The following is a 22,617-nucleotide window of genomic DNA, read 5'->3' as shown; positions in this document are numbered from 1 at the left end:
GGGAAAGAGGGAGAGGGATTTATAGGGATTTATTTTGGTGTACCTCATAAACCTGCAATACGCTGTAAATATCTCACAACAAAAATATCTCACAAAAAATAATACTGCCCATATCGAGCAGTTTAAATTCAGAAAATAAAAATTGTGCTAGTAAGTTTCATATTAATAAGATATACAAAAATAAAATAGCTTTTTTCAAAAAATGTAAACATAGTGCTATTTGTTGCTCATAGGGGCGCATCGACATGCACCCTGACAAGCTATATATTTTTTACTTGGAAATCCTCTACCTTACCTTTCTGTTAACAATATCACTACGTGGATTGAGGAAAAATTCATAAGGAACCTTGGTTAAACTACCCAAAGCAGAAGCAAGTCTATTAACTTTATATGTTGATTTTCGCTCAGAAAGATGATCAAAATATTCTGAATGTAAGGTAAAACCAAAGTCAATTTTATTCGATAAATTAATTTTAGCTATTGGTCCTTGCTTTAGACAATCGGCAGCAAACAGCCAAATTTCCGAACCTGTCGGAGTTACAACACTGATAAACAGGTACCCTTTTTCTTGGGGAATGAATTGAATACTATCTAAAAGATATCCTTCGGGACAAACATAAAAATCAAGTAGTTCTCTACCCAACTCAGATAAATGGGTATCAGGATTTGCTTGTTGTTCTATCTCGAGTTTCTCGGTAAGTTCTTTCCAATTTAGATCTGTAGGTAATTTAGCTAAAACACAAGGAAGATCATGTTGAGGAAGTTGCTCATCTGTAAAAACTCGAGTTCCATGGTCTCGGAAACTCATATATTGACGGCGACAGACTAAATCCCGCTGAAATCCTCCATAAACTTGGTAAATGGCAGAGTAACCATTTTCTTCCTTCAGTTCTCGCGGATCTGCTGTGTAGAGAACAGTTGTATACCAACCTGGATGGATGAATGCTTCCTCGCTAAGCAATTGAGCATCTTCGTTGATGACTACCTTACGTAAGACCCCAGGGTCGAAAGCAAACATCCAAGGCACACCATAGTATTTTTTGCAATAACTTTCACCGCTAAAATGCTTAACATCATCTGGTTCTATTGCTTCGGTTAAGCTGATCGTTCCTTGCTGCACCGCAACAAAATGAATTTTTTGATCAATATGACGGTAGTTACATACGAAGTGATAACTATCACCGCCAAAGGTTACTAAGCGGGATGGAACAGTTCCCTTATTTGCTTCCAAGTCCTTCCGCTTAACTATATACATTTGTGTTTTTGGATAAGCTTTGCGAGGTGGAATTTTTAGCCCTAATAACATTGCTACACCCGTTTGGAAGGGCATATCTGGAATCATAATTAATTTCTCTGTCACTATGGCTGTATGGGGACTACCATCGAGAACTGTTCCCTCTAATTCCCAGTGTTTTAAAGTCCCTTCACCATCCCAACGAGTAATATAAGGAGCACTGGTCATATCAGCAATAAAGTTTTCTTGACGAGGTGTAGTCCTTAGTTCGCAGGTGATAAGTTCTTTAGCTTCCTCATCATAAAAAGGGTGAGCAGTATTAGCCACCATCGGGAAAAATGACATGGGAACAGAAACGATATGTTCATCGAAGCGTCCAATTGGGGTAAGAGTCTCAAGAGTATTTGGGTCTGCTTCCCAGTAACGTCCTGCATCTGCTGTGAGAATTAGCCTTCCATCCATATTGACAATGGCGGTATTAGCAATCTCTGAAATCCCCCAAAGACCAGTTCGCGCAGGGAAAAATGTTTTTGGAAAAAGTTTACTAATTGGTAACAGCGATGCGTACCATAAACTATCCCAAGTTTTTAATTTTTTGCTGTTAACCTTGATTTTCCCATCTTCAGATTTAAGATTCCACCTAATAATTACACCTTCACCAGTAAATAAGTGTGTGTCACTTTTGCGATGAAAAGGAGCAATAATAAAAACATGACCAGATAAATTTTCTGGCCACGTTCCTTCTGAAATTTCTACATCTTGAGATAAATTGGCTAATTTGCTAGAACCTCGTAACTTATTGATATCAAGTGACATAAAAATTACTCCTAAAATTTATAGAACTTACGTAGCTGTAAAAAATTGGTTCTACTTGCTAAGTTTTCCCAGGCTTACTTTTTTTATCAATAGGTATACGTAGAATTAACTTATGCAGTTATAGCTCTATTTTTTTTAGTAGTGACAAAATTTTAGTGGTTATAAAAATTAGTGGTGATGAAGAACTAGTAGTTATGAAGAGCCAGTAGCGATAAAAAATATTTATTTTTTAGTGAAAAATGCTGAAAAACTGACAATAAATTCTAAATAGGAAGCTATGAAGTTATTAATCTTACTAATACGAATTTTATTGATAGAAAATTATCACACTAAATTATCACACTAAAATTATGGCAGTATAATGACATTCAACTTATTTAAGTATAATCTTGTCTGATTGTAATTTTTCTTAATTACAGGATTTACGCAAGTGTCACAATTGGTGGTTGGTACGTGACGCTATAAGTCTGATTCTTACGTTCAGATATTTTCACAGCGTCACACACCCTACGGGAAAAATATGCCAGTTGCGTAAGTCCTAAATTAATTAAAAAGATTTCAAATAAGAATTTAAAATTAAGTATTACTGATATGGTTAATCTTAACTATTTCACTCCTTTGTTATTGAAAACTGACAAGAAATACTGCCGATACAATTCACACCCAGCCACTACCTTATCTCCTGATTTTTTAATTAGCCCCATACTACTTAATTTATGACTGAGTATAGGATCTAAAAGAACAGGTTCATTAGTATTGAGAATGGTATCCAAAGCTTGTGCTAATTCAGGCTGTTTTTCCAATGCTGCCCAATGACGCTGCAAATGATTATGATAAATTCCACTACTATTGGCAATATTTTCTAACAGTTGGGATAAACTTATATTACCTAAACTCAGGTGATAAAGTGCCAGGTGTACCAACGCCGGATGACCTCCAATCATTGCCATTAGTTGTTTAATTTCTTCACCATCTTTCCATTTAAGTTCATAGCGTTGGGCTAAATTTTGCACTTTCTCCTCACTGAAACTATCTAGCTGAATAGGAAGACCCACATTGAAAGGAGACTGATTCAGATCGAGAGGAACATAAATTTCTGTTGAGTGAACTACAAGCAAACGCAGTTTTTGCCAAATCGGTAACCTTTTTGCTTCCTCATACCAAGAACGTAATAAAGGTAAAAAATCTTTAGCTACTTGGGGATGTTCAAAAATTTGGTTAACTTCATCCAGTGCTAATACTAGGGGAGTATCAGTAGACTCTAGTAGATAGTCTTGGAAGTACAGAGTAGAACTTATTTTACTTCCTAAATCTTCATCCCAATAATCGTCTAAGTTGGGTTGAAGCTGAAGCAAACGAGCGCTGTTAGCGCATAACCAACGCAAAAATTGATTCAAATTACTTAAAGTACCCCATTCTACTTGCTCTAGATTCAAGCTAATAGTACGGTAACCCAGAAGATTTGCATGATCGATAATTCTCAGCAATAGAGAAGTTTTACCCATTTCTCGAGGAGCTTTAATCCTAATTAAGGCTCCTGGCTTGCTAATTTCTTGATAAACCTGCTCCTCCAGGGGTGATCGTTCGATATAAAATTCTGAGTCAAGGGGAACTGAACCACTAGGATAGCGAGGAGAGTTATCTTTTTGTTTAACTTCAGATTGTTTAACTTTAGATTTTGATTCTGGCAAATTTTGCCTCACAGGTGGAGTCTCCGAAGCACCTTGAGCAATAACATAAGATTCCAACAGCATTCGACAATTTTTTTTCGTCACGCGCTGACCTATCACTTTAGATAGTCGCCCAAATAACTCAGGTGCGGCAACATTAGTAAAGTAGCCGGTACTATAACCTGCTTCTATAGCCATTTGACCATAAGTCCGATACTTCCAAATACCCCGCATGATAAGAATTTCTGTGGGGTTAAGGGGGCGATATTGGTTTTCAATTAGTTTACTGTCAACAATCTCAAGTAGACAATCAAGGTTCATAGAAATAGCACTTGTTTTTTTGGCCTTTGATTGACTTTATTCATATTTATACAAGGACAGGCACTCACTTTTATTATTTAAATGTATTGCCTGATAAGGTATCTAATTTGGAGTTTCCCGAATATGGGAATGATATTTACTTTTCCGTGAAATTTACTGTAGCTTTTTGATTTTTCAAACTATTTTTCAAACATTTCCTTAGAGGACATCCGTAAAGTATTATTTATTACAATTAGCTATGATTGAGTTCCCCAGACACCCCTTCAAAAGGCAGTATAAGTACCCCTTTCCAAGTTATATTTAGGAATTTCCAAAATATATTAGTAAAGAATATTACTTTTTAAACATCCTCTTAAATGATTTTTATTTTAAATGATTTTTATTTTAAAATAACTATTCTCCCAACCAATTGTTAAATTTACCATCTTTCATAATATCAACTTATTCACTCTGTATCGCTAATAATAGTATTTATATCAGCAATCACTTTATTCCTGAAGATAGAGATTAAATCAATTAACTCCTGGGGGGGTTGCACAATCTATAGCTGGGATTTTACACGCAATTAACACACCTGCTGTATCTCCATTGTTTTTATTCTCATGGCGATCGCGCTACGGATAAAAGAAGTTGATTTATTGTTTGCAAGGTTTCGTCAATGATTTGTCGTTAGACGTTATTTATCTTCAGCAGGATACCACCCCGCTGGAATCACTTCAAAATCCCATATATCTCTGAAAAGATACATACACTTTATTATCTCTGAAGGAGGAAGTGAATTTTTAGTACCTTCTATCCAATCTTTTCTATCAACTGTTCCCATTACTAAATAGTCATTACCGATTACTTCAGGATTCGATTGAATCATTCCAGTGGTCATTAATGATTCAAGTTCTTGCTTTTTGACAATTATTAGATCGCAACTCGGACAATACTTACACTTTTTATTTAACAAAAATAGCTGTTGTGGTTCGACGTGAATAACCAAGGGGAATTTACGAACTTTAGTTTTTGTCTCACATTTAGGACATTTGGTGAATCCACAATCTGAGTAAGGGTTGAGGAAAAACCTATGTCGTTTTTTGGTATTTTTACCCTTAACTTTATTTGAACTCTTATTCCGCATCTGACTAATTATAATTTCACACTAATTAATTAAAATGTAAGCGCAGCTATTCATTTAATTTTTAAATTTTAACTTTTGACTTCTGCAAAGCATTACTAGATACTATTTCAACTTGTTTTAGTCGCAATTCCTTTGTACAAATAACCTAAAAGCTTAGGCGTATTATCAGCGTAAAATTCCTCTAAACTTACCTCTTTAAATTGTTGTTCAATAATTTGTCGAATATTACGATTAAGATGACAACCATCAGCAATAACTTTTTGTAATGAATTTAATCGATTTTGCCATACTTGAATTTCACGTTCGTTACTTAGTCCGTGCTCGACAAATTTTTATAGGTTAAATAAATTAAGAATATAGGGAAAATTATCTCAACAGTCTGAAGTTTATTAAGAAGTTTAGAAAATATTTTGTCATCATATGATTGTATTATTTGTGACAACATAAAGCTAGTTGTAAACATAAATGAATTTCGTGTAAAGTGTCTTGTTTAAGTTGATTTACACTTTTGACTGTTATATGCTGTTCCCTATCATCCTAATTTTAGGAACTAAGTAATTGAGGTGTCATTCAGAAGTATTTTGATTTTAGTTATTTGATACCTAAATTTCTTTCTAGAATTACATTTATTGGTATATCCATAATTTTATTTTCTAGAAAAATCATATAATTTGTTGCCCTGTTTACTTGACACTATATTTTATTTTACTAATCACATGAAGTATGAATTAAGCTTATAATCTGGCTTATAAGCTGTAAATTAATTAGGAGATTATGTATCAATTGCTTATATTTGATTTATTAATTAGCCAATAATACTTACTTTTTTTCTGGTGATGGCTTGTTTTTTAAATTCTGAGCCAAAAATCTCTAGCGATTTAATTACAGTTTTATGTATATTTAATTCATACATTAATCTGTTAAGCTCGGAATTGTTTAATATTAATTAATCACAGCATCTATATCTTCAATATTTACATCCAATTCCGGGAACTTTAATTTAAATATTCGTCAGTTAATTTGAGCATCTAAACTAATGTATTAAAGCTTTTAAATTAATTATTTTAGATTCAGATAGATTACTTTTAGTACATTTGCTTTACTAAATTCTAATCTTATCTGAACTATTTATAGTCTCTTAATCATAGATTCTAATTTAAATAGACATGTTTTAATCGTGTTGTCTATCTAAATTTGCTGAATCTATGCTGTCAATTATATAAATTCTCAACGTTATATATTCTTATAACTACGAATATGGAAACTATAAGTAATATTGAAGAAATAGATATTCAAAAATATTTACAAGTTATCAAACGTCGTTGGTTACCTGCTTTGGGCGCTATCGCGCTGACGGTAACTGGAGCTTCATTGTATGCGTTCTCCCTCAAACCTAGCTATAGAGCGGAGGGAAGCGTAATGATTAAAAGTAATCGAACCTCTTCCTTGACAGGATTATCAGAAGAGTTAGGACGCTTGGAAGTTTTAACTCAAAACCATAATCCTTTGGATACCCAAGCTAGGATAGTAACATCAAATCCCGTACTTCAAGAAGCTATTCGTGCGCTCGATTTCAGGGATAAGGAAGGAAAACTTGTACCAATTCATGCTTTAGCTGCAGGATTGAATGTAGAAGGAATTAAAGGTAGTGACATTTTATTAATTTCCTATAGCAATCCAGATCCTGAAAAAGCAGCCAAAGTAGTCAATACAGTTATTGATAAATATATCAAACAAAACATTGCAGCAAATCAAGCTGAAGCCAAAACAGCAGGTGAATTTCTTTCCGAACAACTACCGAAAGCAGAATCATCGGTTAAAAAAGCAGAACTAAATCTAAGACGTTTTAAAGAAACAAATCGAATTATTGCTATACGGGAACAAGCTCAAGCAGCAGTAGAAACAATTACTAAGTTAGAAGAACGAATATCTCAAGTTCAAGCTCAACTAGCTCATGTTACCGCACGTTTGGCTATTTTAAGTGATCGAGCAAAAGTTGAACCACAACAAGCAGTTATATCTGCAGATTTGAGTCAGACAGCAGGAGTACAAAAAATACTTGCTCAAATTCAAGAAGCAGAGAGTCAGTTAGCACTAGAGCAAACTCGTTTTAAAGCAGGACATCCCAGTGTTGTAGCACAGGAAAAAAGATTAGAAGCTCTCAACAATCTTCTCCAACAAAGAACCGCTGAAGTTGCGGGTACTGACGGACAATTTCAAGCAGGAGATTTACAAATTGGAGAAATACGACAGGGTTTAATTGCTGAAATTACCCGCGTGGAAGCGGAACGTGTTGGTTTCGAGCAACAAATTATTAAACTCAGGAATAAATTATATAGCTATAAGCGAAGAGCTAATTACTTACCACAGTTGGAGCAAAAGCAGCGTCAACTAGAAAGAGAACTAAAAGCAGCACAATCAACATACGAAACCCTCCTAACCAAAGAGCAAGAAATTAAAGTTGCAGAAAATCAAAAAATTCCCAACGCAAGGATAATTTCCCGTGCTTTAATACCCGATGCACCCCAAGGACCAAGAAAAGTCCTATTTATTATTGGTGGAACTACTGCGGGTATATTCCTAGGTCTAATTGCTGCATTTGGTTTGGATCTTATAGATCGCTCGGTTAAGACTGTTAAAGAAGCAAAAGAAGTATTTAAATATACTCTCCTTGGAGTTATTCCTGCATCGGGTAAAAATCATAAACATAACTCTTTGATCGCTGGAGTTAATAGGTCTGTACCCCGAATTATTGGTAAAGATATTCCCCAATTTCCCGTTGGAAATGCTTATCAAATATTGCAAGCGAACTTAAAGTTTTTGTGTTCTGACAGTCAACTAAAAAGTATTGTCGTTACAAGTTCTGTGAGCAAAGAAGGAAAATCGGAAGTTGCAGCAAATTTAGCAGTAACAATATCTAGTTTGGGACGCCGCGTACTACTCGTAGATGCAGATATGCGTCATCCGATTCAGCATCATACCTGGGGATTGACTAATGCGATTGGTCTAAGTAACGTTATCGTCGATCGCGTCGATCTTAATGCTGCAGTCACAGAGGTAATACCCAACTTAGATGTGCTTTCTTCTGGAGTCTTACCTCCTAATCCTATTGCATTACTTGATTCTGAAAGAATGGCGACGTTATTGAGCAATTTTACTCAAAAATATGATTTCGTTATTTTTGATACTCCAGCAGTGGTAGGAACTGCAGATGCAGCAATATTGAGCGATTTAACAGATGGTATCTTGCTAGTTGTACGTCCTGGTGTGGTTGATTTAGATAGTGCAAAAGCAGCTAAGGACTATTTAACTCAGTCTAACCAAAAAGTTTTAGGGATAGTTATCAACGGGGTTAATTTGAAGAACGAACCAAATAGCAATTTGTATTACACCAAAGAAGCTATTGATTCAGCTACAACATTAAATGAAGCCTCAGTAATAAAACAAACTATATTCAAAGTTATTCACAAAAACGAAGATATTAATTCACAACAAAAAAAAGATGAAAACAACTTGTTTAATTAATAACTATAATTATGCATATTTTCTGCCAGAGGCTATTAATAGTGCTTTAAACCAAACCATTAAATTTGACGAAATTATTATTGTTGATGATGCATCTACAGATAATTCTGCAGAAGTAATTACTAAATTTGCTCAAGAAGATAATATTAAATATATTTTAAAAGATAAAAACCAGGGACAATTATCTTCATTTAATGAAGGTTTTATTTCTGCTACTGGAGATTTAATATTTTTTCTTGATGCAGATGATATATATTACCCTAAATATTTAGAACATGCTTTAAATTTTTATCAACGCAATGGGGAGTGTGATTTTCTATTTTGTGCTTATCAGAAATTTGGAGTGGAAGAAGGGATATTTTTAGAGGATGAATTGGATCGAGATTTAGGTTATTCAGTACTTAAAACTCTATGTTCGGGAGAATGGATCGGTTCGATTACTTCAACATTATCAATGCGTAGAGAAATCGCCAATAAAATTTTACCTATTCCATATACAGATGACTGGCGCGTTAGGGCTGATGATTGTCTTGTGTGGGGTGCTTCTGTGGTAGGGGCTAAGAAGTTTTATACATCTGAACCACTGGTAATGTATAGGATCCATAAGAGTAATAATTTTCATAATAAATCTTCAGGTATAAATATTAGTTTTGAATATAAAAGATTATTAAAACGCTCGGCAATTTTTAACTATTTAATGCACAAAAATAGTTTAACATTACCACTATTTTTAGCGTATTCGTGCCTCAATGAATTGAAAACAATACCTTATCCTAAAGTTAAAGACTTTAGTTTATATTTGAAAATCATATTTTTATTAGAAAAAAATATTTATTGGAAAATTAAAGGCATTATTTTATTATTTATATATTTTTTTGAGGTATTAAAAACTGGAAAATTAAAGTCTCAATATTTAAAATAATTCTCACAAAATAATATAAAAATCAGCAATCACCTTAATTTATTAATGCTTAGAATAGTGAAAGTTCCCAATCTATCCCAACTTAAATCCCATTCTAAATTCCGCGCAATTCTCAGTAATACAGGATGGTTATTTGCCGATCGCATACTGCGCATGGGTGCGGGTTTGTTTGTTGGAGTGTGGGTAGCGCGTTATTTAGGAACCAAACAATATGGTCTTTTAAATTATGGGTTAGCTTTTGTTAGTTTATTCACACCAATTTTCACCTTGGGTTTGGATGATGTTGTCATACGTCATCTGGTGCGAGAATCATCCAATAAGGAAGAAATTTTAGGAACCACTTTTGGTTTAAAGCTAATCGGTGGAATTGTTTCTGTTTTATTAGTGGTGGGGACTATCTTCTTCCTGGAAAGCAATAAAATACTGACAATATGGCTAGTGACAATATTAGCCATAACTGGAATTTTCCGATCTGCTGATACGATTGACTTATGGTTTCAATCACAAGTTCAATCAAAATATAGTGTAATTGCGAAAAATATTGCTTATCTACTGAGTATTTTGATCAAGGTGATACTCATTTTAAGCAAAGCATCATTAATAGCGTTTGCTTGGGTAACCCTCGGAGAGATTGTTATCGGTGCGATCGCTTTAATGTTTATCTATCACATCAGAGGATTCTCCAGATTATGGAATTGGAGGTGGAATTTATCCACAGCAAAAAGTTTGCTCCGAGAGAGTTTTCCTCTGATATTTTCCGGGTTTGCGATTCTGATCTTTATGAAAATTGACCAGATTATGTTGGGTCAAATGAAGGGTGATGCTGAAGTTGGGATTTATTCTGCTGCTGTGCGTATTTCTGAACTGTGGTATTTTATTCCCACCACAATAGTATCCTCTGTGGCTCCTAGTATATATGCAGCGAAAGAGAAATCTGAATATCATTACTATAAGCGGATTGGACAATTATTACGCTTATTGACATATATCTCTCTAATAATTTCTATTCCCATGACATTTCTCTCTAAATATGTCGTTGGGATTATGTTTGGGAGTGGATATATAAATGCTGGACCAATATTAGCAGTTCACATTTGGGCTTCTCTATTTGTATTTATGGGTGTTGCAACATCACCTTGGTTTGTTGCAGAAAAATTAAACCATGTTTCCCTTGGTAAAACCTTATTTGGAGCAATTCTTAATGTCATCCTGAATTTTTTACTAATTCCTGGATATGGGGGAGTCGGAGCGGCGATCGCGACTATTGCATCTCAAGCTGTAGCTGCTTTCTTCAGTAATGCAGTGGATCGAAGAACGCACAAATTATTCAAAATTCAAATTCAGTCTTTTTTACCTTTTTCGCCTAATTAATTATCAAATGAAAATTGATAATAATCTCTTATATTTTAGGCTTTGAACAATATTATTTATATTTACATTTATCTTTACATTTATCTTTATATTTATATTTGTGCTTAAGTTTATGGATACATAATAACCAATAAGATTAAAATCAAGAAAACTCAAACTAACCGACATTATATAAGAGAAATATATTTCGCAAAATAGAGAAAAATAATTATGGCTAAACAATTAGAAACACCACTTACCTTTATTATTTTTAAGCGTCCCCATACCACCGCTAAAGTTTTTGAAAGAATTCGTCAAATTCAACCTAAAAAACTATTTGTAATTGCTGATGGTCCACGTAGCGATCGCGAAGGAGAAGCAGAAAAATGTGCTGCGACCAGAGCAATTATTGACCAAGTAGATTGGGATTGTGAGGTAGTAAAGAACTACTCTGAAGTTAATTTAGGTTGCGCTCGCAGAGTTTCCAGTGGTTTAGATTGGGTATTCAATAATGTAGAAGAAACAATCATTTTAGAAGATGATTGTATTCCTCACATTACATTTTTCCAGTTTTGTGAAGAATTACTAGAAAAATATCGATATGACTCTAGAATTACTTCTATCGCGGCTCAAAATGCTCAACTAGGACACAAACGCACCGATTATAGTTATTACTTTTCATCCTACAGTCATTGTTGGGGATGGGCTAGTTGGAGACGTGCTTGGAATAATTACGACCTACATATTAAATTATGGCAAGAAGTCAAAAAATCTAATGTTTTAGATAGTATTTTAAACGATTCCCAAGCAGTTAGCTATTGGGAAAGTATTTTTGATTCAATTTATGAAAATCCTACGGGTATAACTTGGGATTATCAATGGACATTTGCTTGTTGGATGCAAGGTGGATTAAATATTATTCCCAATGTAAATTTAGTTCAAAATGTTGGTCTTGGTACAGATGCAACTAATTTTAATTTTAACCAGGAAGTTTCATTTATTAATCTTCCCACAGAAGCAATAGAATTTCCTTTAAGACATCCACCTTTTATTATCCGGAATTTACCCGCTGATAAGTTTATCCAAAAGACAGTATATGGTGTGACTAGATTAGATATGTTCAAACAAAAGTTGAAGAAAATACTTCAGGATAAAAAAATAATTAACTGTTGAGAATCATTTATCCAAGTTAATTGATGATAGGTGAATAAGTGAAATTTCAGCAACTAGAAAAACCAGCCACACTCCTACTAATACTAATTTCTGTTGGTGCTCTCGCGATCAAACCTGCAATAGAAATTTCACCATCTCCTCTTGGAGGTGCATTTGTAGATCAATTATTAAATATGATTTCATATTTAATCTTATTGATTTTAATTATCTATTACTGGAAGGGTTTTGCATATGTTGGTAGTAAAAATATATTTCAATTTTTCCTGTTAATAGTAATTTTATTTTCTGTTTTGTGGTCAGCAGATATGGCGTCGAGTTTAACTTATGTTCGAGGTCTAATTCGAATATATTTGCTGGCTATTTATTTAGCAATGCGTTATACCCTCCAAGAACAAATGAGATTCAGCGCTTTTGCATTGGGGATAACAGCAGTTTTATCGATAATATTCCCTTTAATTCCAAGTTTTGGAGGGATTCATGTCACACCAGAATTAGCCGGGATGTGGAGTGGAATTTTTGGTCACAAAAATGAACTAGGATATATGATGGCTTGGTGTGCGGGAATTTCTTTGCATTTAGCTCTCAGCGAATCTCAATATCGCTGGCTAAGATTAGCAATTGTTGGATTGTCTATTTGTCTAATTATTCTTTCACGATCTACAACTTCTTTAATGATTGTTGTAACAATGATATTTCTTTTACCTTTATATAAACTTAGCAAAAATAATAACTATAAATTACAAATAATTACGATTAGTTTTGTTTTAATATTATTAATTAGCGCTTCCATTTTGATTCTAGGTAATGCAGAAAATATAGTTGGTGCATCAGGTAAGGATCTTACTTTTAGCGGACGCACTGACTTATGGGAACCTGTATTAAATAAAATTCTCGAAAGACCTTGGTATGGCTACGGATATGCTGGTTTTTGGAATAGTCCATCTGCTTCTAATATTCGATTGACCCATGAATGGGCGAGTAATTCTCATAATGGATTTTTAGAGATAATACTTGATTTAGGAATTGGTGGTTTCTTAATTTTTGCTACTGGTTTTGTTCGGTTTTTTATTATGGCACTCAATCGGGTTGTATTTGTAGCCAAAAAACCGGAAGATTATTGGCCAATGCAAATGTTGGTAATTATTATTATCTTGAATATTTCTGAGGCTAGATTGTTGGTTCCTAGTTGGAATTGGTTGATGTATTTAACAACATCTCTATCTTTAACTATGGAGTATCACAGATTAAAAAATAGAGTGTCATCTAGTCTAGATATTACACCAACCTAAAATAGATAATTTCTTACTAAAAAATATATTTGCAAGTGAATAATACATATCCCCTGTTCACTGATAACTGTAGCCCGTAAGGGCGTGGCGTTAGCCATAAACTGTTAGCAAAGCGTGCGCGGTCTAGCGTAAGCGTACTGTAAGTATTGCGAATTAACTGATAACCGATAAATGATAACTGTTCAATGAAAGTTTTACATTTGAGTACCCATGATACCAATGGTGGTGCGGCTCGTGCAGCATACCGCTTACATAAAGGTCTACGAGATGCTGGACTCAACTCACAAATGTTGGTGCAAGAAAAATCAAGTAGCGATCAAACAGTTATTGCACCAAAAATTAGGCTTTTTCAAGGTGTAGCTAAAACAAAACTCACATTTGAGACTCTACCCCTAAAACTTTATCCCCAGAGAAGCAATAGTACATTTTTTAGTCAATGGTTACCAGATCGGGTCGTACCACAGGTAAATAAAATCAATCCGGATATTATCAATTTGCATTGGATTAGTGGGGCTTTTATGCAAATTGAATCCATTGCAAAACTAAAACAACCTTTAGTATGGACCCTCCATGATATGTGGGTTTTTACTGGAGGATGTCACGTTGCTCGAGATTGTCAACGCTATACCCAATCTTGTGGTTCTTGTCCTCAACTTAATAGTAGTAGTGATTGGGATTTATCTCGTTGGGTGTATAAGCGTAAAGCTAGAGCTTGGAGTAAATTTAACTCAACAAACCTAACTTTGATTGCTCCGAGTAATTGGATCGGTGAATGCGCCAAATCTAGCTCACTATTCAAAAATTCAAGAGTCGAAGTAATTCCCCATGGATTGAATACTCACAAATATCGACCTCTAAATCAAAAATTAGTAAGGGAAATATTTAGGTTACCTCAAGATAAGAAATTAATTTTGTTTGGAGCTTTACAAGCAACTAGCGATCGCAATAAAGGCTTTCATCTATTACAACCAGCACTGCAAAAATTGAGTCGAACTGAATGGAAAGATAATACAGAATTAGTCATTTTTGGTGCATCTGAGCCAGAAAACCCACCTGATTTAGGATTTAAAACTCACTATTTAGGACATTTTTATGATGATACCTCTTTAGCTAGTATTTATCCTGCTGCGGATGTCATGCTGGTTCCATCTTTGCAAGAGTCTTTTGGACAGACTGCTTCTGAGTCACTAGCTTGTGGAACTCCAGTTATTGCATTTAATGCGACTGGTTTAAAAGATATTGTGCAGCATCAGGAATGTGGTTATTTAGCTAAACCCTATGATATTGATGATTTAGTTAGGGGAATTATTTGGGTTTTAGAAAATCCTCAAAGATATGAAAAATTATCTTTATATGCTCGCGAACGAGCAAAACAAGAGTTTAATTTAGAACTACAAGCAAGGCGTTATTCGAGTTTATTTAAAGAGCTAGTTAATGGAGGAGATAAACCTCAGCTTAGTTCGTAGTGAAAAAACAAAATAAACAAAAAAACCATACGTTAATACTTTCTATTTATTTAAAGTTTATGAATGTAAAAACAGAGTAATTTTTAAAGTTTTAATTAAATCGTTTAGATGCAATTTACATCAAAATTAATTAGGAGTAAAGTAAATATGTCAACAGTTCCATTAGCTTTTATCATCTGCACAGAACCGGGTCGTTTAGAAGCCCAATCATTAATGCTTGCAGAGAGTATTCGCAAATTTTGCGGTAATTTAAAAGATACTCCCATATATAGTTTTCATCCCAGAAGTGGAAAACCGATCGCGATAGAAACCCAAAAAGCATTTACAGAATTAGGGGTTATCCATCAGCAAATACCAATCAATCAAGAATTTCATGAATATTATTTAGCAAATAAGCCTTTGACTTGTGCTTATGCAGAAGAGAATATAGATGCAGAAATTCTCGTTTTTCTTGATAGTGATAAATGCTTTTTTGCAGAACCCACAGAATTTTTATTACCAGTAGATTGTAACGTGCGGATGCGCCCTGAATACGGTCAAGGTATCGGTTCTACAGGTAGTGAAGACCCCCATGAATGGTACTGGAAAAAACTTTATGAAGTCTTAGGGGTGAAACAGGAAGTATTTGTCAGTACCCCAATAGGAAATAAAAAAATCAGAGCTTATTGGAACTCAGGTTTAGTTGCTGTTAGAAAGAATGCAGGTATATTTAAATCCTGGAAAGAAAACTTTGAGAAAGTAATGCATTTAGATATTACTCCTCCCCAGGGTATTTATTTTGTCGAACAATCAGTTTTATCTATCACTTTATGCGCCTTAGAAGAGAAAGTATCTCATTTTTCTGATCGTTATAGTTACCCATTACCCTTACATAATCGCTTGTCTAAACAATGGCGCTTGAAAAAGTGGGATGATTTAACTTCAATACACTATTTTAACTTATTTTATTATCGCGATTGGAACAAACAGATTAAAAGATTGAAGGGTTTCAATCTCAATTCAGATAAATATAAGTGGTTATGTGAAAAAGTAAATTCCTATCAGATGGCACGTACCTCTGTACTACACAGACATATGTTAACTGTCCGGAAAATAGAACAAAAATTGAGAGTGTTTAACTTAAATATAAGTGTGAGTAATTGGATTGAAAAAGTTGCAAACCTCTAAAGTAAGCAATACCAATTTATAGAAATCAAAAATTACACAATAAGCTGAGTAAATTGTTAAACGGGGAAAGCTACAAGTTATATTTTTTATTTGTGCTTAGCCTCATACAAATGTATTTGGTTTAGTCATATAGAGCAAAAACTTTAGTTGAAAAGTCATAGAATCTATATTTTCATCAATCATTAGTTAATAGAAGGAAAATCTCTATATGTTATTTCACGGTTACTATATTTTTAGTACTAAACCTTTAATTATTTCCTTTCTTGGAAGTTATCCTTTCTTTGGTGGAGTTGTTTATCAGGATAAAAAATTTACATACAAGCCTCTACCTAAATGGTTTTGTCCCAAGCATGTTTTAGAGCATACTCCTTATTGGTGTGCTGCTCCTAAGCAAATGTTTTTACGTAAAATCAAATCGATTTTGCATAGCATTGAAGGTAGAACCCATCATTTAATGGTTAATGCAGCAGATGAAGAACAAATGCGCAAACACTTTCGAGTTCGTGGAGCGCACTTCAATCAAAATTTTTATATTAACGAGCATTTGTATAAAATTATTGAACAGCCTAAAGTATATGATGCAATTTATACTGCACAGCTTAATTCATCAAAGCGCCTTTGGTTAGCAAGAAATATTGAAAAGTTGATGGTTGTATCTTATGGAGGTGATCTACATGCTTACTGTCCAGAATTAAAACATGCTGACTTCAATACAAAGTTTATTCCACGTCCTGAGTTAGCAAAAAAATATAACCAAGCTTATGTCGGTTTGATTCTGTCTGCATTAGAAGGAGCTAATTTAGCTTCTAGCGAATATTTGCTTTGCGGAATTCCTGTAGTTAGTACTCCCAGTAAAGGTGGAAGAGATGAATTCTTCACTCCTGAAAATTCAATTATTGTACCTCCAGAAGCCGAAGCTGTAAGAAGAGCGGTGGAGACTTGGATGGAATTATCACCAGAACCAGAAAAAATTCGCGCGCAAATGCTCAAAAAAATTAACGATTTGAGACTACATTATTGTACCTATATTGCTCAACTAATTGAACAAGAAAGTGGCGATCTCCACGATCCAAAAACTTTGATGGAAAAATACTTTTCTCCACCTCAAGGGATTCAATCTCGTTATGTGAAACAAGAAGAATTACATAAATTGACTCCCGAAGATTTTAGCGCCAGATTTTCTCTCTAAAAATCAGACAGACTCTCAGATAATTTCTGAAATATTTAGAAACTGAAATATTTAGAAACTGAGATATTTAGAAATTGAAATATATAAATAGTCCTACTTTACTTCATATCAGAAAACCTATGAGAAAAGCACAACTAGCGGTCATAATGACCTGTTTCAATAGGCGGAGTACAACTCTCTCATGTTTGCATGCATTATATCAGCAAACAAATTATTCAGATTTTGACGTTTACTTAACAGATGATGGTAGTTCAGATGGTACCGCAGATGCAGTAAATTCAGAATATCCCGAAGTCAATATTCTTCAAGGTGATGGGAATCTATTTTGGGTTGGAGGAATGAGACTTGCATTTGCACGAGCAATCCAAAAAGATTATGACTATTATCTTTGGTTGAATGATGACACAATCTTAGAAGTAGATGCTATTGAGCGCTTGTTCGGTGTATATCAACAACTAGTAGAACAAAACCATAAAGACTCTATAGTGGTTGGTACTACCAGAGATATATCCACAGCAAAAGCATCCTATGGTGGTTCGGTTAAATCCCAGAAATGGTACTCAAATAAATATAACTTTTTAGGTTATACGGAAGTTATTCAACAGTGCGATACCTTTTTTGGGAACTGTGTACTAATTCCTCGTACTGTGGTGGAAAAAGTTGGAAATATTGATTCAGCTTTTATTCATAGTATGGGAGATATTGATTACGGTTTGCGATCGCGAAAAAATGGTTGTTCCATATGGGTAGCACCTGGTTACATTGGTAGCTGTAGTAAAAACTCAATTCGTAACAGTTGGGTAGATACAAAATTAAGTGTATTAGAACGTTTAAAAAAAGCAACTCATATTAAAGCTTTTCCAATCAAACCTTGGACAGTATTTTGTCGTCGTCACTCTGGCTTATTCTGGTTTATTTATTGGATTCTTCCTTATTTACGCGCTGTAATTGGTTATAAAAATTTGGCTGTATCTCCTACATTTGTAGAGAGTAATGAGTAATGGGTAATGGGGTAATGGGTAATGGGTAATAGGTAATAGGTAATGGGTAATAGGTAATGGGTAATGGGTAATAGGTAATGGGTAATAGGTAATGGGTAATAAAAAGGTAAACAATTACATCTAATTAGTTGATTTTACAATTTGAAAAATTACCAAGAACAAAAGAATATGATTAACGCTGTATTATCAAACATCAATTAGCAATTACCAATTAGCAATTACCAATTAGTAGATAAGGAGTAAAAATGTCGCCAAGAATTGGTTTTTTAGCTGCAGCACCTCGAATTTCCACACATCCTGATGCTGAGATGTCAGGACCTCGCTCCCGTGTTTTGGGAATTATTAAGGGTTTTGAAACACTTAATTGGAAAGTTGAAAAATTTATTGTTGGCGATCGGGTACCACAAAATTGGTCTGCAAAAGGCTCTGGTGAAGTCATCAGTAAGGGATTTTTTCGCACTTTAGCTGTAGATTTAGTTCGTTTGGGACTCAGTATTATTAATTCTTGGAAAAGTTGGCGAGAATTAAGAAATAAAGTTGATTTTGTATATGAATATGCTGCCACTTTACAGTGTTTGGGTTGGATATTTAAACGTCAAGGAATACCTTGGATTTTACAAGTAGAAGCTTTACTTTTTTATGAAGCGAAAGCAGAACGAAAGGCATTAGTACTAGATGGTATTGCTAAATGGATGGAAATTCAAGCCTATAAACAATGTGATGTTTTAGCATGTGTAAGCGAAACTCTGAAAGAAATTTTAGTACATGATTACGGAATTGCAACTGAAAAAATTGTTTTAGTAAATAATGGAGTAGATACTGATTTTCTTAATCCCAAATTATATAAACCTTATCGTATATTTTCAGGTTTTACTATCGGTTTTGTTGGTAGTTTATATGCTTGGTCTGGATTAAATTTACTACTAGAAGTTATTGCTGAATTACGGAATACAGGTATAGATATATCACTGGTTGTAGTAGGTGATGGTGCAATGAAGTCTACTTGGGAAAAACAAGCTCAAGACCTGGGTATTTCAGAAAATGTAGCTTTTATTGGTCGAGTTTCTCGAGAAGAAGTACCCCAATATATTTCTGGGTTTGATATTGGTTATTCAGGACAAGTCCAACTACAAATGGGTCAGATGTATCTTTCTCCAATGAAACTCTATGAGTATATGTCAATGGCTAAACCAGTTATTGCATCCGCTTTTGAAGATGCAAAACGTTTAATTGAGGATGGTCAAATAGGCTTTTTGTTTCAACCCGAAGACAAGGCTGATTTAAAAAGTAAATTATTGTTAGCTTTTCAGCAACGAGAAAAGCTTCCACAAATGGGATATTTAGCTCGGACAGAAATCATAAATCATCATAGCTGGACTTCTAGAATTGAGATTCTAGTTGAAAGGATGGAGAAAATTCTCGAAAAACCCTCGCCATTAACTAAGTTTAAGTCTATCTAGATAAATTTTTACTAATCGATTGTCAAAGCTAATACTTAAATCTTAAATCTTATATCCTGAGACTTTATATGAAGCGTTCACCTTCAAAATTTCTTGGCGTTGCAATGGATGCATTAGACATCCCTCAACTGAATGGATTAATTGCAGAGTCCATTCAAAAGCAACAAAAATGGATAATCGCCAATCATAATTTGCATAGCCTCTATATTTACCACCACGACCAAAAGATGCGTGAATTTTACGCTCAGGCTGATTATACCCATATAGATGGTATGCCTCTGGTATTTATTGGTAAGATATTGGGTCATTCCCTCGAGCGGAAACATAGGGTAACCTATGCTGACTGGGTATGGGATTTAATGGAAGAATCTGCAAATAAAGGTTGGCGAATATTTTATTTAGGCTCTAAACCAGGAGTTGCACAAAAAGGAGCAGATATCCTCCGCCAAAAATACCCCGGTCTAGAAATTACCTGCGCTCATGGTTATATTGACGTACGTAAAGATAGTCCAGAAAACCAACAGACTATCGCAGCAATTAATGCTTTCCAACCTCATGTTTTAATGGTAGGAATGAGTATGCCACGTCAAGAACATTGGATACTAGATAATTTAGAACAATTAAATACCAATATTATCTTACCGAGCGGTGCTTGTATAGATTATGTTGCAGGTGCAGTTCCAACTCCACCGAGATGGATGGGAAAAATCGGTTTGGAGTGGTCTTACCGTTTATTGAGCGAGCCTAAAAGATTATGGAAACGTTACTTAGTTCAACCTTGGTTTATTGGTAAATTATTTGTCCAAGAAATTATGGGTTTTTCTCATTGAAAAAACTCAAATACTGCAGTTGAATCGCAAAATTTCATACAGATTTGTTTTATATTAACAAATTAGGAGAGCTTGTATCATGCTTAACAGCAGTCGAGTAATAAATAATTTTAAACCAGACTTGCGTTCGGCTAAAAGTGCAACCATACAGCGAGGATTGTTTATCCGGTTGTTACGTATAGCCATACTAATTTTTATTGACATCTTATCTCTCAGTGCAGCTTGGTATTTCGGTGTAAATTATCCTTTTTCCTCACAGTCGAACTGGACAAATAATTTATCATTTCTGTTAGTAAGTTTAGGAGTTCAATTTACGATTCTTGCAACTACTGGTGTATATCGAGCTGGAGTACACCGTCGCGATTATGCAGGTATCATCAAAGCAGTTTCCGTATCATCCATACTGTTATTCTTTATTAATTTGCTTGACGAACCAACAAATCATATACCCCCTTCTACCTACTTACTATATTGGTTAACGTCTATCACTGGTATTTGTACTTTTAGATTATTATTTGATTTATCAACCAATTTTCTACGTCACAAAGGTATTATTCGTCATTCAATTTTTGTCATTGCAGATGCTCAACAAAAAGACGAATTAATCGAGATCATTGAAAAAGATAACTGCTATAAAGTCGAAGGTTTTGCTGACTCCAGCTGTCTTGACTTGCGTAATAGAGAGGATACTTTTCAATTTCTACGCGATCGCAATATAGAAGAAGTATTAATTTCCTGGGATTCAATTAAAAATCGCTTTTTCCTTTACTGGTATTTCTACAATACGGGAATTACCGTACATGTTCTCCCAACAGAAAATCAACTTTCTTTCTCCCAATCTCGATTTAGTTTAATCGGAGAACTACCTTTCCCAACAATAGTAGCACCACTTCTTGCTGGTCTTGATTTCTGGATCAAACGGTTATTTGATTTTTGTTTCTCCCTGTTCTTAATTATCCTATTCACACCCATATACTTACTCATTGCATTACTAATCAAATTAGATTCTCCCGGACCAATATTTTTCCGTCAAAAACGCCTTGGTTTACATGGGAAACAGTTTTTAATTTGGAAATTCCGTACCATGGTTCCCAATGCAGAAAAAGTAATAGCTGAGTTGGAAACAAAAAATGAGATGAAAGATGGTGTCTTCTTCAAAATGAAAGATGACCCAAGGGTAACGAATATCGGTAAGTTCTTACGTCGTTACAGCTTAGATGAGCTACCACAATTATTTAATGTTCTGCTTGGGGAAATGAGTTTAATTGGTCCTCGACCTTTACCGATGCGTGATGTAGAGAAATTTCAAACTAAGCATTTCATTCGTCAAGAAGTTCTCCCCGGTATTACTGGATTATGGCAGGTTTCCGGACGTTCTAATATCGACAACTTTGAGGATGTAATAAAGTTAGATATGAAATATATTGAAAACTGGTCAATATTATTTGACTTCCGGATCTTGCTGCAGACCTTGAGAGTCGTACTCCAGAAAACCGGTGCTTATTAATTTAAATTAGCTTGAATTAAATTATTTGAATTAGATTAATTATCATATATGTTTTGTGGAGATATTTAATTGATATCTTCACATTTTTTATTCATCTAAGAGTAGGAGCTTGGACTCAAAGTTATAGTGGTTGGATATTTGAACTTTGATCAATCACCACAAACTAATATATCTTTACCTTTGCTTAGTGCATAAGAACACAAATCTTCTAACTTCAAAAGTGTGACTAGAAGTATGTCTTTGCGCTCTGCAGATTGTAATGCACCTGAAGCCCACTCTTCCCACTGCTTCAACTTTAGACTTTCAAGAACTTCCTGACGATGCATTTGACGACGATAATATATTGCTTTATGAAGGTTATCGAGTACCTCTTGTAGCCTGGTGGAAGAAAATCGATAATCCCTATAAGGATCTAATGAAAATGAACCAGGGGGATTATCCATTACTTTAATAAGTTTATGGGGTTCAATAAAATATAGACAAAACTGCCCAGCCTTACCCAAAGTTACCCTGTATTTCCACTAGTTTTGGCTTGCGGCGCGGGGGTATTTTATACAAATAACTCATTTTT

At 34.4% G+C, this 22,617-nt stretch carries 16 protein-coding genes and 1 pseudogene; 12 read left to right on the top strand and 5 right to left on the bottom strand.

The features are described 5' to 3' along the window. Positions 1-286: 286 nt before the first annotated feature. The 4 genes and pseudogenes from QNJ50_RS03505 to QNJ50_RS03490 form a co-directional block, all read right to left on the bottom strand. On the bottom strand, positions 287-2,050 hold the full coding sequence (locus QNJ50_RS03505; protein WP_300632034.1) for a carotenoid oxygenase family protein: 1,764 nt from the start codon (positions 2,048-2,050) through the stop codon (positions 287-289). A 605-nt stretch (positions 2,051-2,655) separates the two neighbouring features. Continuing rightward, positions 2,656-4,041 carry an AAA-like domain-containing protein gene (locus QNJ50_RS03500; RefSeq protein ID WP_300632032.1) on the bottom strand — a complete coding sequence of 462 codons (1,386 nt, stop codon included), beginning with the start codon at positions 4,039-4,041 and terminating at the stop codon, positions 2,656-2,658. A 676-nt stretch (positions 4,042-4,717) separates the two neighbouring features. Continuing rightward, on the bottom strand, positions 4,718-5,167 hold the full coding sequence (locus QNJ50_RS03495) for a hypothetical protein (protein ID WP_300632029.1): 450 nt from the start codon (positions 5,165-5,167) through the stop codon (positions 4,718-4,720). Between the two features lie 107 nt (positions 5,168-5,274). After that, positions 5,275-5,496, bottom strand: a pseudogene (locus QNJ50_RS03490) (SAM-dependent methyltransferase); the annotation flags it as partial. A 928-nt stretch (positions 5,497-6,424) separates the two neighbouring features. On the opposite strand from QNJ50_RS03490, the gene QNJ50_RS03485 reads away from it, so the two are divergent. From QNJ50_RS03485 to QNJ50_RS03430, 12 genes are all read left to right on the top strand, one after another. Then, positions 6,425-8,692 (top strand): polysaccharide biosynthesis tyrosine autokinase, encoded by a 2,268-nt coding sequence (locus QNJ50_RS03485; protein ID WP_300632027.1) that lies wholly within the window; start codon positions 6,425-6,427, stop codon positions 8,690-8,692. Continuing rightward, entirely contained in the window at positions 8,670-9,614 is a 945-nt protein-coding gene (locus tag QNJ50_RS03480) for a glycosyltransferase family 2 protein (protein ID WP_300632024.1), read from the top strand. The genes QNJ50_RS03485 and QNJ50_RS03480 overlap by 23 nt, the downstream gene beginning before the upstream one ends. Before the next feature lie 45 nt (positions 9,615-9,659). After that, on the top strand, positions 9,660-10,985 hold the full coding sequence (locus QNJ50_RS03475; RefSeq protein ID WP_300632022.1) for a flippase: 1,326 nt from the start codon (positions 9,660-9,662) through the stop codon (positions 10,983-10,985). A gap of 210 nt (positions 10,986-11,195) precedes the next feature. Continuing rightward, positions 11,196-12,137, top strand: a complete 942-nt coding sequence (locus QNJ50_RS03470) for a glycosyltransferase family 2 protein (protein ID WP_300632019.1) — start codon at positions 11,196-11,198, stop codon at positions 12,135-12,137. A gap of 38 nt (positions 12,138-12,175) precedes the next feature. Continuing rightward, a complete protein-coding gene (locus tag QNJ50_RS03465; protein WP_300632016.1) occupies positions 12,176-13,426 on the top strand; it encodes an O-antigen ligase in 1,251 nt (416 codons plus the stop codon). A 185-nt stretch (positions 13,427-13,611) separates the two neighbouring features. Beyond that, positions 13,612-14,892 carry a glycosyltransferase family 4 protein gene (locus QNJ50_RS03460; protein WP_300632014.1) on the top strand — a complete coding sequence of 427 codons (1,281 nt, stop codon included), beginning with the start codon at positions 13,612-13,614 and terminating at the stop codon, positions 14,890-14,892. 147 nt (positions 14,893-15,039) lie between these two features. Continuing rightward, positions 15,040-16,059: a hypothetical protein gene (locus QNJ50_RS03455; protein ID WP_300632012.1), complete on the top strand. Its 1,020-nt coding sequence runs from the start codon at positions 15,040-15,042 to the stop codon at positions 16,057-16,059. A gap of 208 nt (positions 16,060-16,267) precedes the next feature. Beyond that, positions 16,268-17,248 carry a glycosyltransferase gene (locus QNJ50_RS03450; RefSeq protein WP_300632010.1) on the top strand — a complete coding sequence of 327 codons (981 nt, stop codon included), beginning with the start codon at positions 16,268-16,270 and terminating at the stop codon, positions 17,246-17,248. A 119-nt stretch (positions 17,249-17,367) separates the two neighbouring features. Next, positions 17,368-18,249, top strand: a complete 882-nt coding sequence (locus tag QNJ50_RS03445) for a glycosyltransferase family 2 protein (RefSeq protein WP_300632008.1) — start codon at positions 17,368-17,370, stop codon at positions 18,247-18,249. 245 nt (positions 18,250-18,494) lie between these two features. Next, complete coding sequence (locus QNJ50_RS03440; RefSeq protein ID WP_300632005.1) at positions 18,495-19,709, top strand: glycosyltransferase family 4 protein; 1,215 nt, start codon at positions 18,495-18,497, stop codon at positions 19,707-19,709. A gap of 68 nt (positions 19,710-19,777) precedes the next feature. Continuing rightward, positions 19,778-20,539, top strand: coding sequence for a WecB/TagA/CpsF family glycosyltransferase (locus tag QNJ50_RS03435; protein WP_300632003.1), 762 nt, complete (start codon positions 19,778-19,780; stop codon positions 20,537-20,539). Positions 20,540-20,618: 79 nt separating this feature from the next. Next, positions 20,619-22,046 carry a sugar transferase gene (locus QNJ50_RS03430; RefSeq protein WP_300632000.1) on the top strand — a complete coding sequence of 476 codons (1,428 nt, stop codon included), beginning with the start codon at positions 20,619-20,621 and terminating at the stop codon, positions 22,044-22,046. Between the two features lie 149 nt (positions 22,047-22,195). Here the strand turns inward: QNJ50_RS03430 and QNJ50_RS03425 are convergent, their stop codons facing one another. Continuing rightward, entirely contained in the window at positions 22,196-22,489 is a 294-nt protein-coding gene (locus tag QNJ50_RS03425) for a hypothetical protein (protein ID WP_300631998.1), read from the bottom strand. Positions 22,490-22,617 lie beyond the last annotated feature (128 nt).

Origin of the sequence: Mastigocoleus sp. MO_188.B34 (genome assembly GCF_030065675.1) — a bacterium.
In the GTDB taxonomy this organism is placed as follows: domain Bacteria; phylum Cyanobacteriota; class Cyanobacteriia; order Cyanobacteriales; family Nostocaceae; genus Mastigocoleus.
Note: the sequence above shows the minus strand (reverse complement) of the source record. Positions and strands in the feature narration are given on the sequence as shown.

Bases quoted from the DNA above. Each gene is read 5' to 3' on its own strand.
- QNJ50_RS03425 (WP_300631998.1), bottom strand. From the start codon at position 22,489: ATGGATAATCCCCCTGGTTCATTTTCATTAGATCCTTATAGGGATTAT.
- QNJ50_RS03485 (WP_300632027.1), top strand. From the start codon at position 6,425: ATGGAAACTATAAGTAATATTGAAGAAATAGATATTCAAAAATATTTA.
- QNJ50_RS03450 (WP_300632010.1), top strand. From the start codon at position 16,268: ATGTTATTTCACGGTTACTATATTTTTAGTACTAAACCTTTAATTATT.
- QNJ50_RS03430 (WP_300632000.1), top strand. From the start codon at position 20,619: ATGCTTAACAGCAGTCGAGTAATAAATAATTTTAAACCAGACTTGCGT.
- QNJ50_RS03440 (WP_300632005.1), top strand. From the start codon at position 18,495: ATGTCGCCAAGAATTGGTTTTTTAGCTGCAGCACCTCGAATTTCCACA.
- QNJ50_RS03500 (WP_300632032.1), bottom strand. From the start codon at position 4,041: ATGAACCTTGATTGTCTACTTGAGATTGTTGACAGTAAACTAATTGAA.
- QNJ50_RS03455 (WP_300632012.1), top strand. From the start codon at position 15,040: ATGTCAACAGTTCCATTAGCTTTTATCATCTGCACAGAACCGGGTCGT.
- QNJ50_RS03460 (WP_300632014.1), top strand. From the start codon at position 13,612: ATGAAAGTTTTACATTTGAGTACCCATGATACCAATGGTGGTGCGGCT.
- QNJ50_RS03475 (WP_300632022.1), top strand. From the start codon at position 9,660: ATGCTTAGAATAGTGAAAGTTCCCAATCTATCCCAACTTAAATCCCAT.
- QNJ50_RS03445 (WP_300632008.1), top strand. From the start codon at position 17,368: ATGAGAAAAGCACAACTAGCGGTCATAATGACCTGTTTCAATAGGCGG.
- QNJ50_RS03495 (WP_300632029.1), bottom strand. From the start codon at position 5,167: ATGCGGAATAAGAGTTCAAATAAAGTTAAGGGTAAAAATACCAAAAAA.
- QNJ50_RS03470 (WP_300632019.1), top strand. From the start codon at position 11,196: ATGGCTAAACAATTAGAAACACCACTTACCTTTATTATTTTTAAGCGT.
- QNJ50_RS03505 (WP_300632034.1), bottom strand. From the start codon at position 2,050: ATGTCACTTGATATCAATAAGTTACGAGGTTCTAGCAAATTAGCCAAT.
- QNJ50_RS03480 (WP_300632024.1), top strand. From the start codon at position 8,670: ATGAAAACAACTTGTTTAATTAATAACTATAATTATGCATATTTTCTG.
- QNJ50_RS03435 (WP_300632003.1), top strand. From the start codon at position 19,778: ATGAAGCGTTCACCTTCAAAATTTCTTGGCGTTGCAATGGATGCATTA.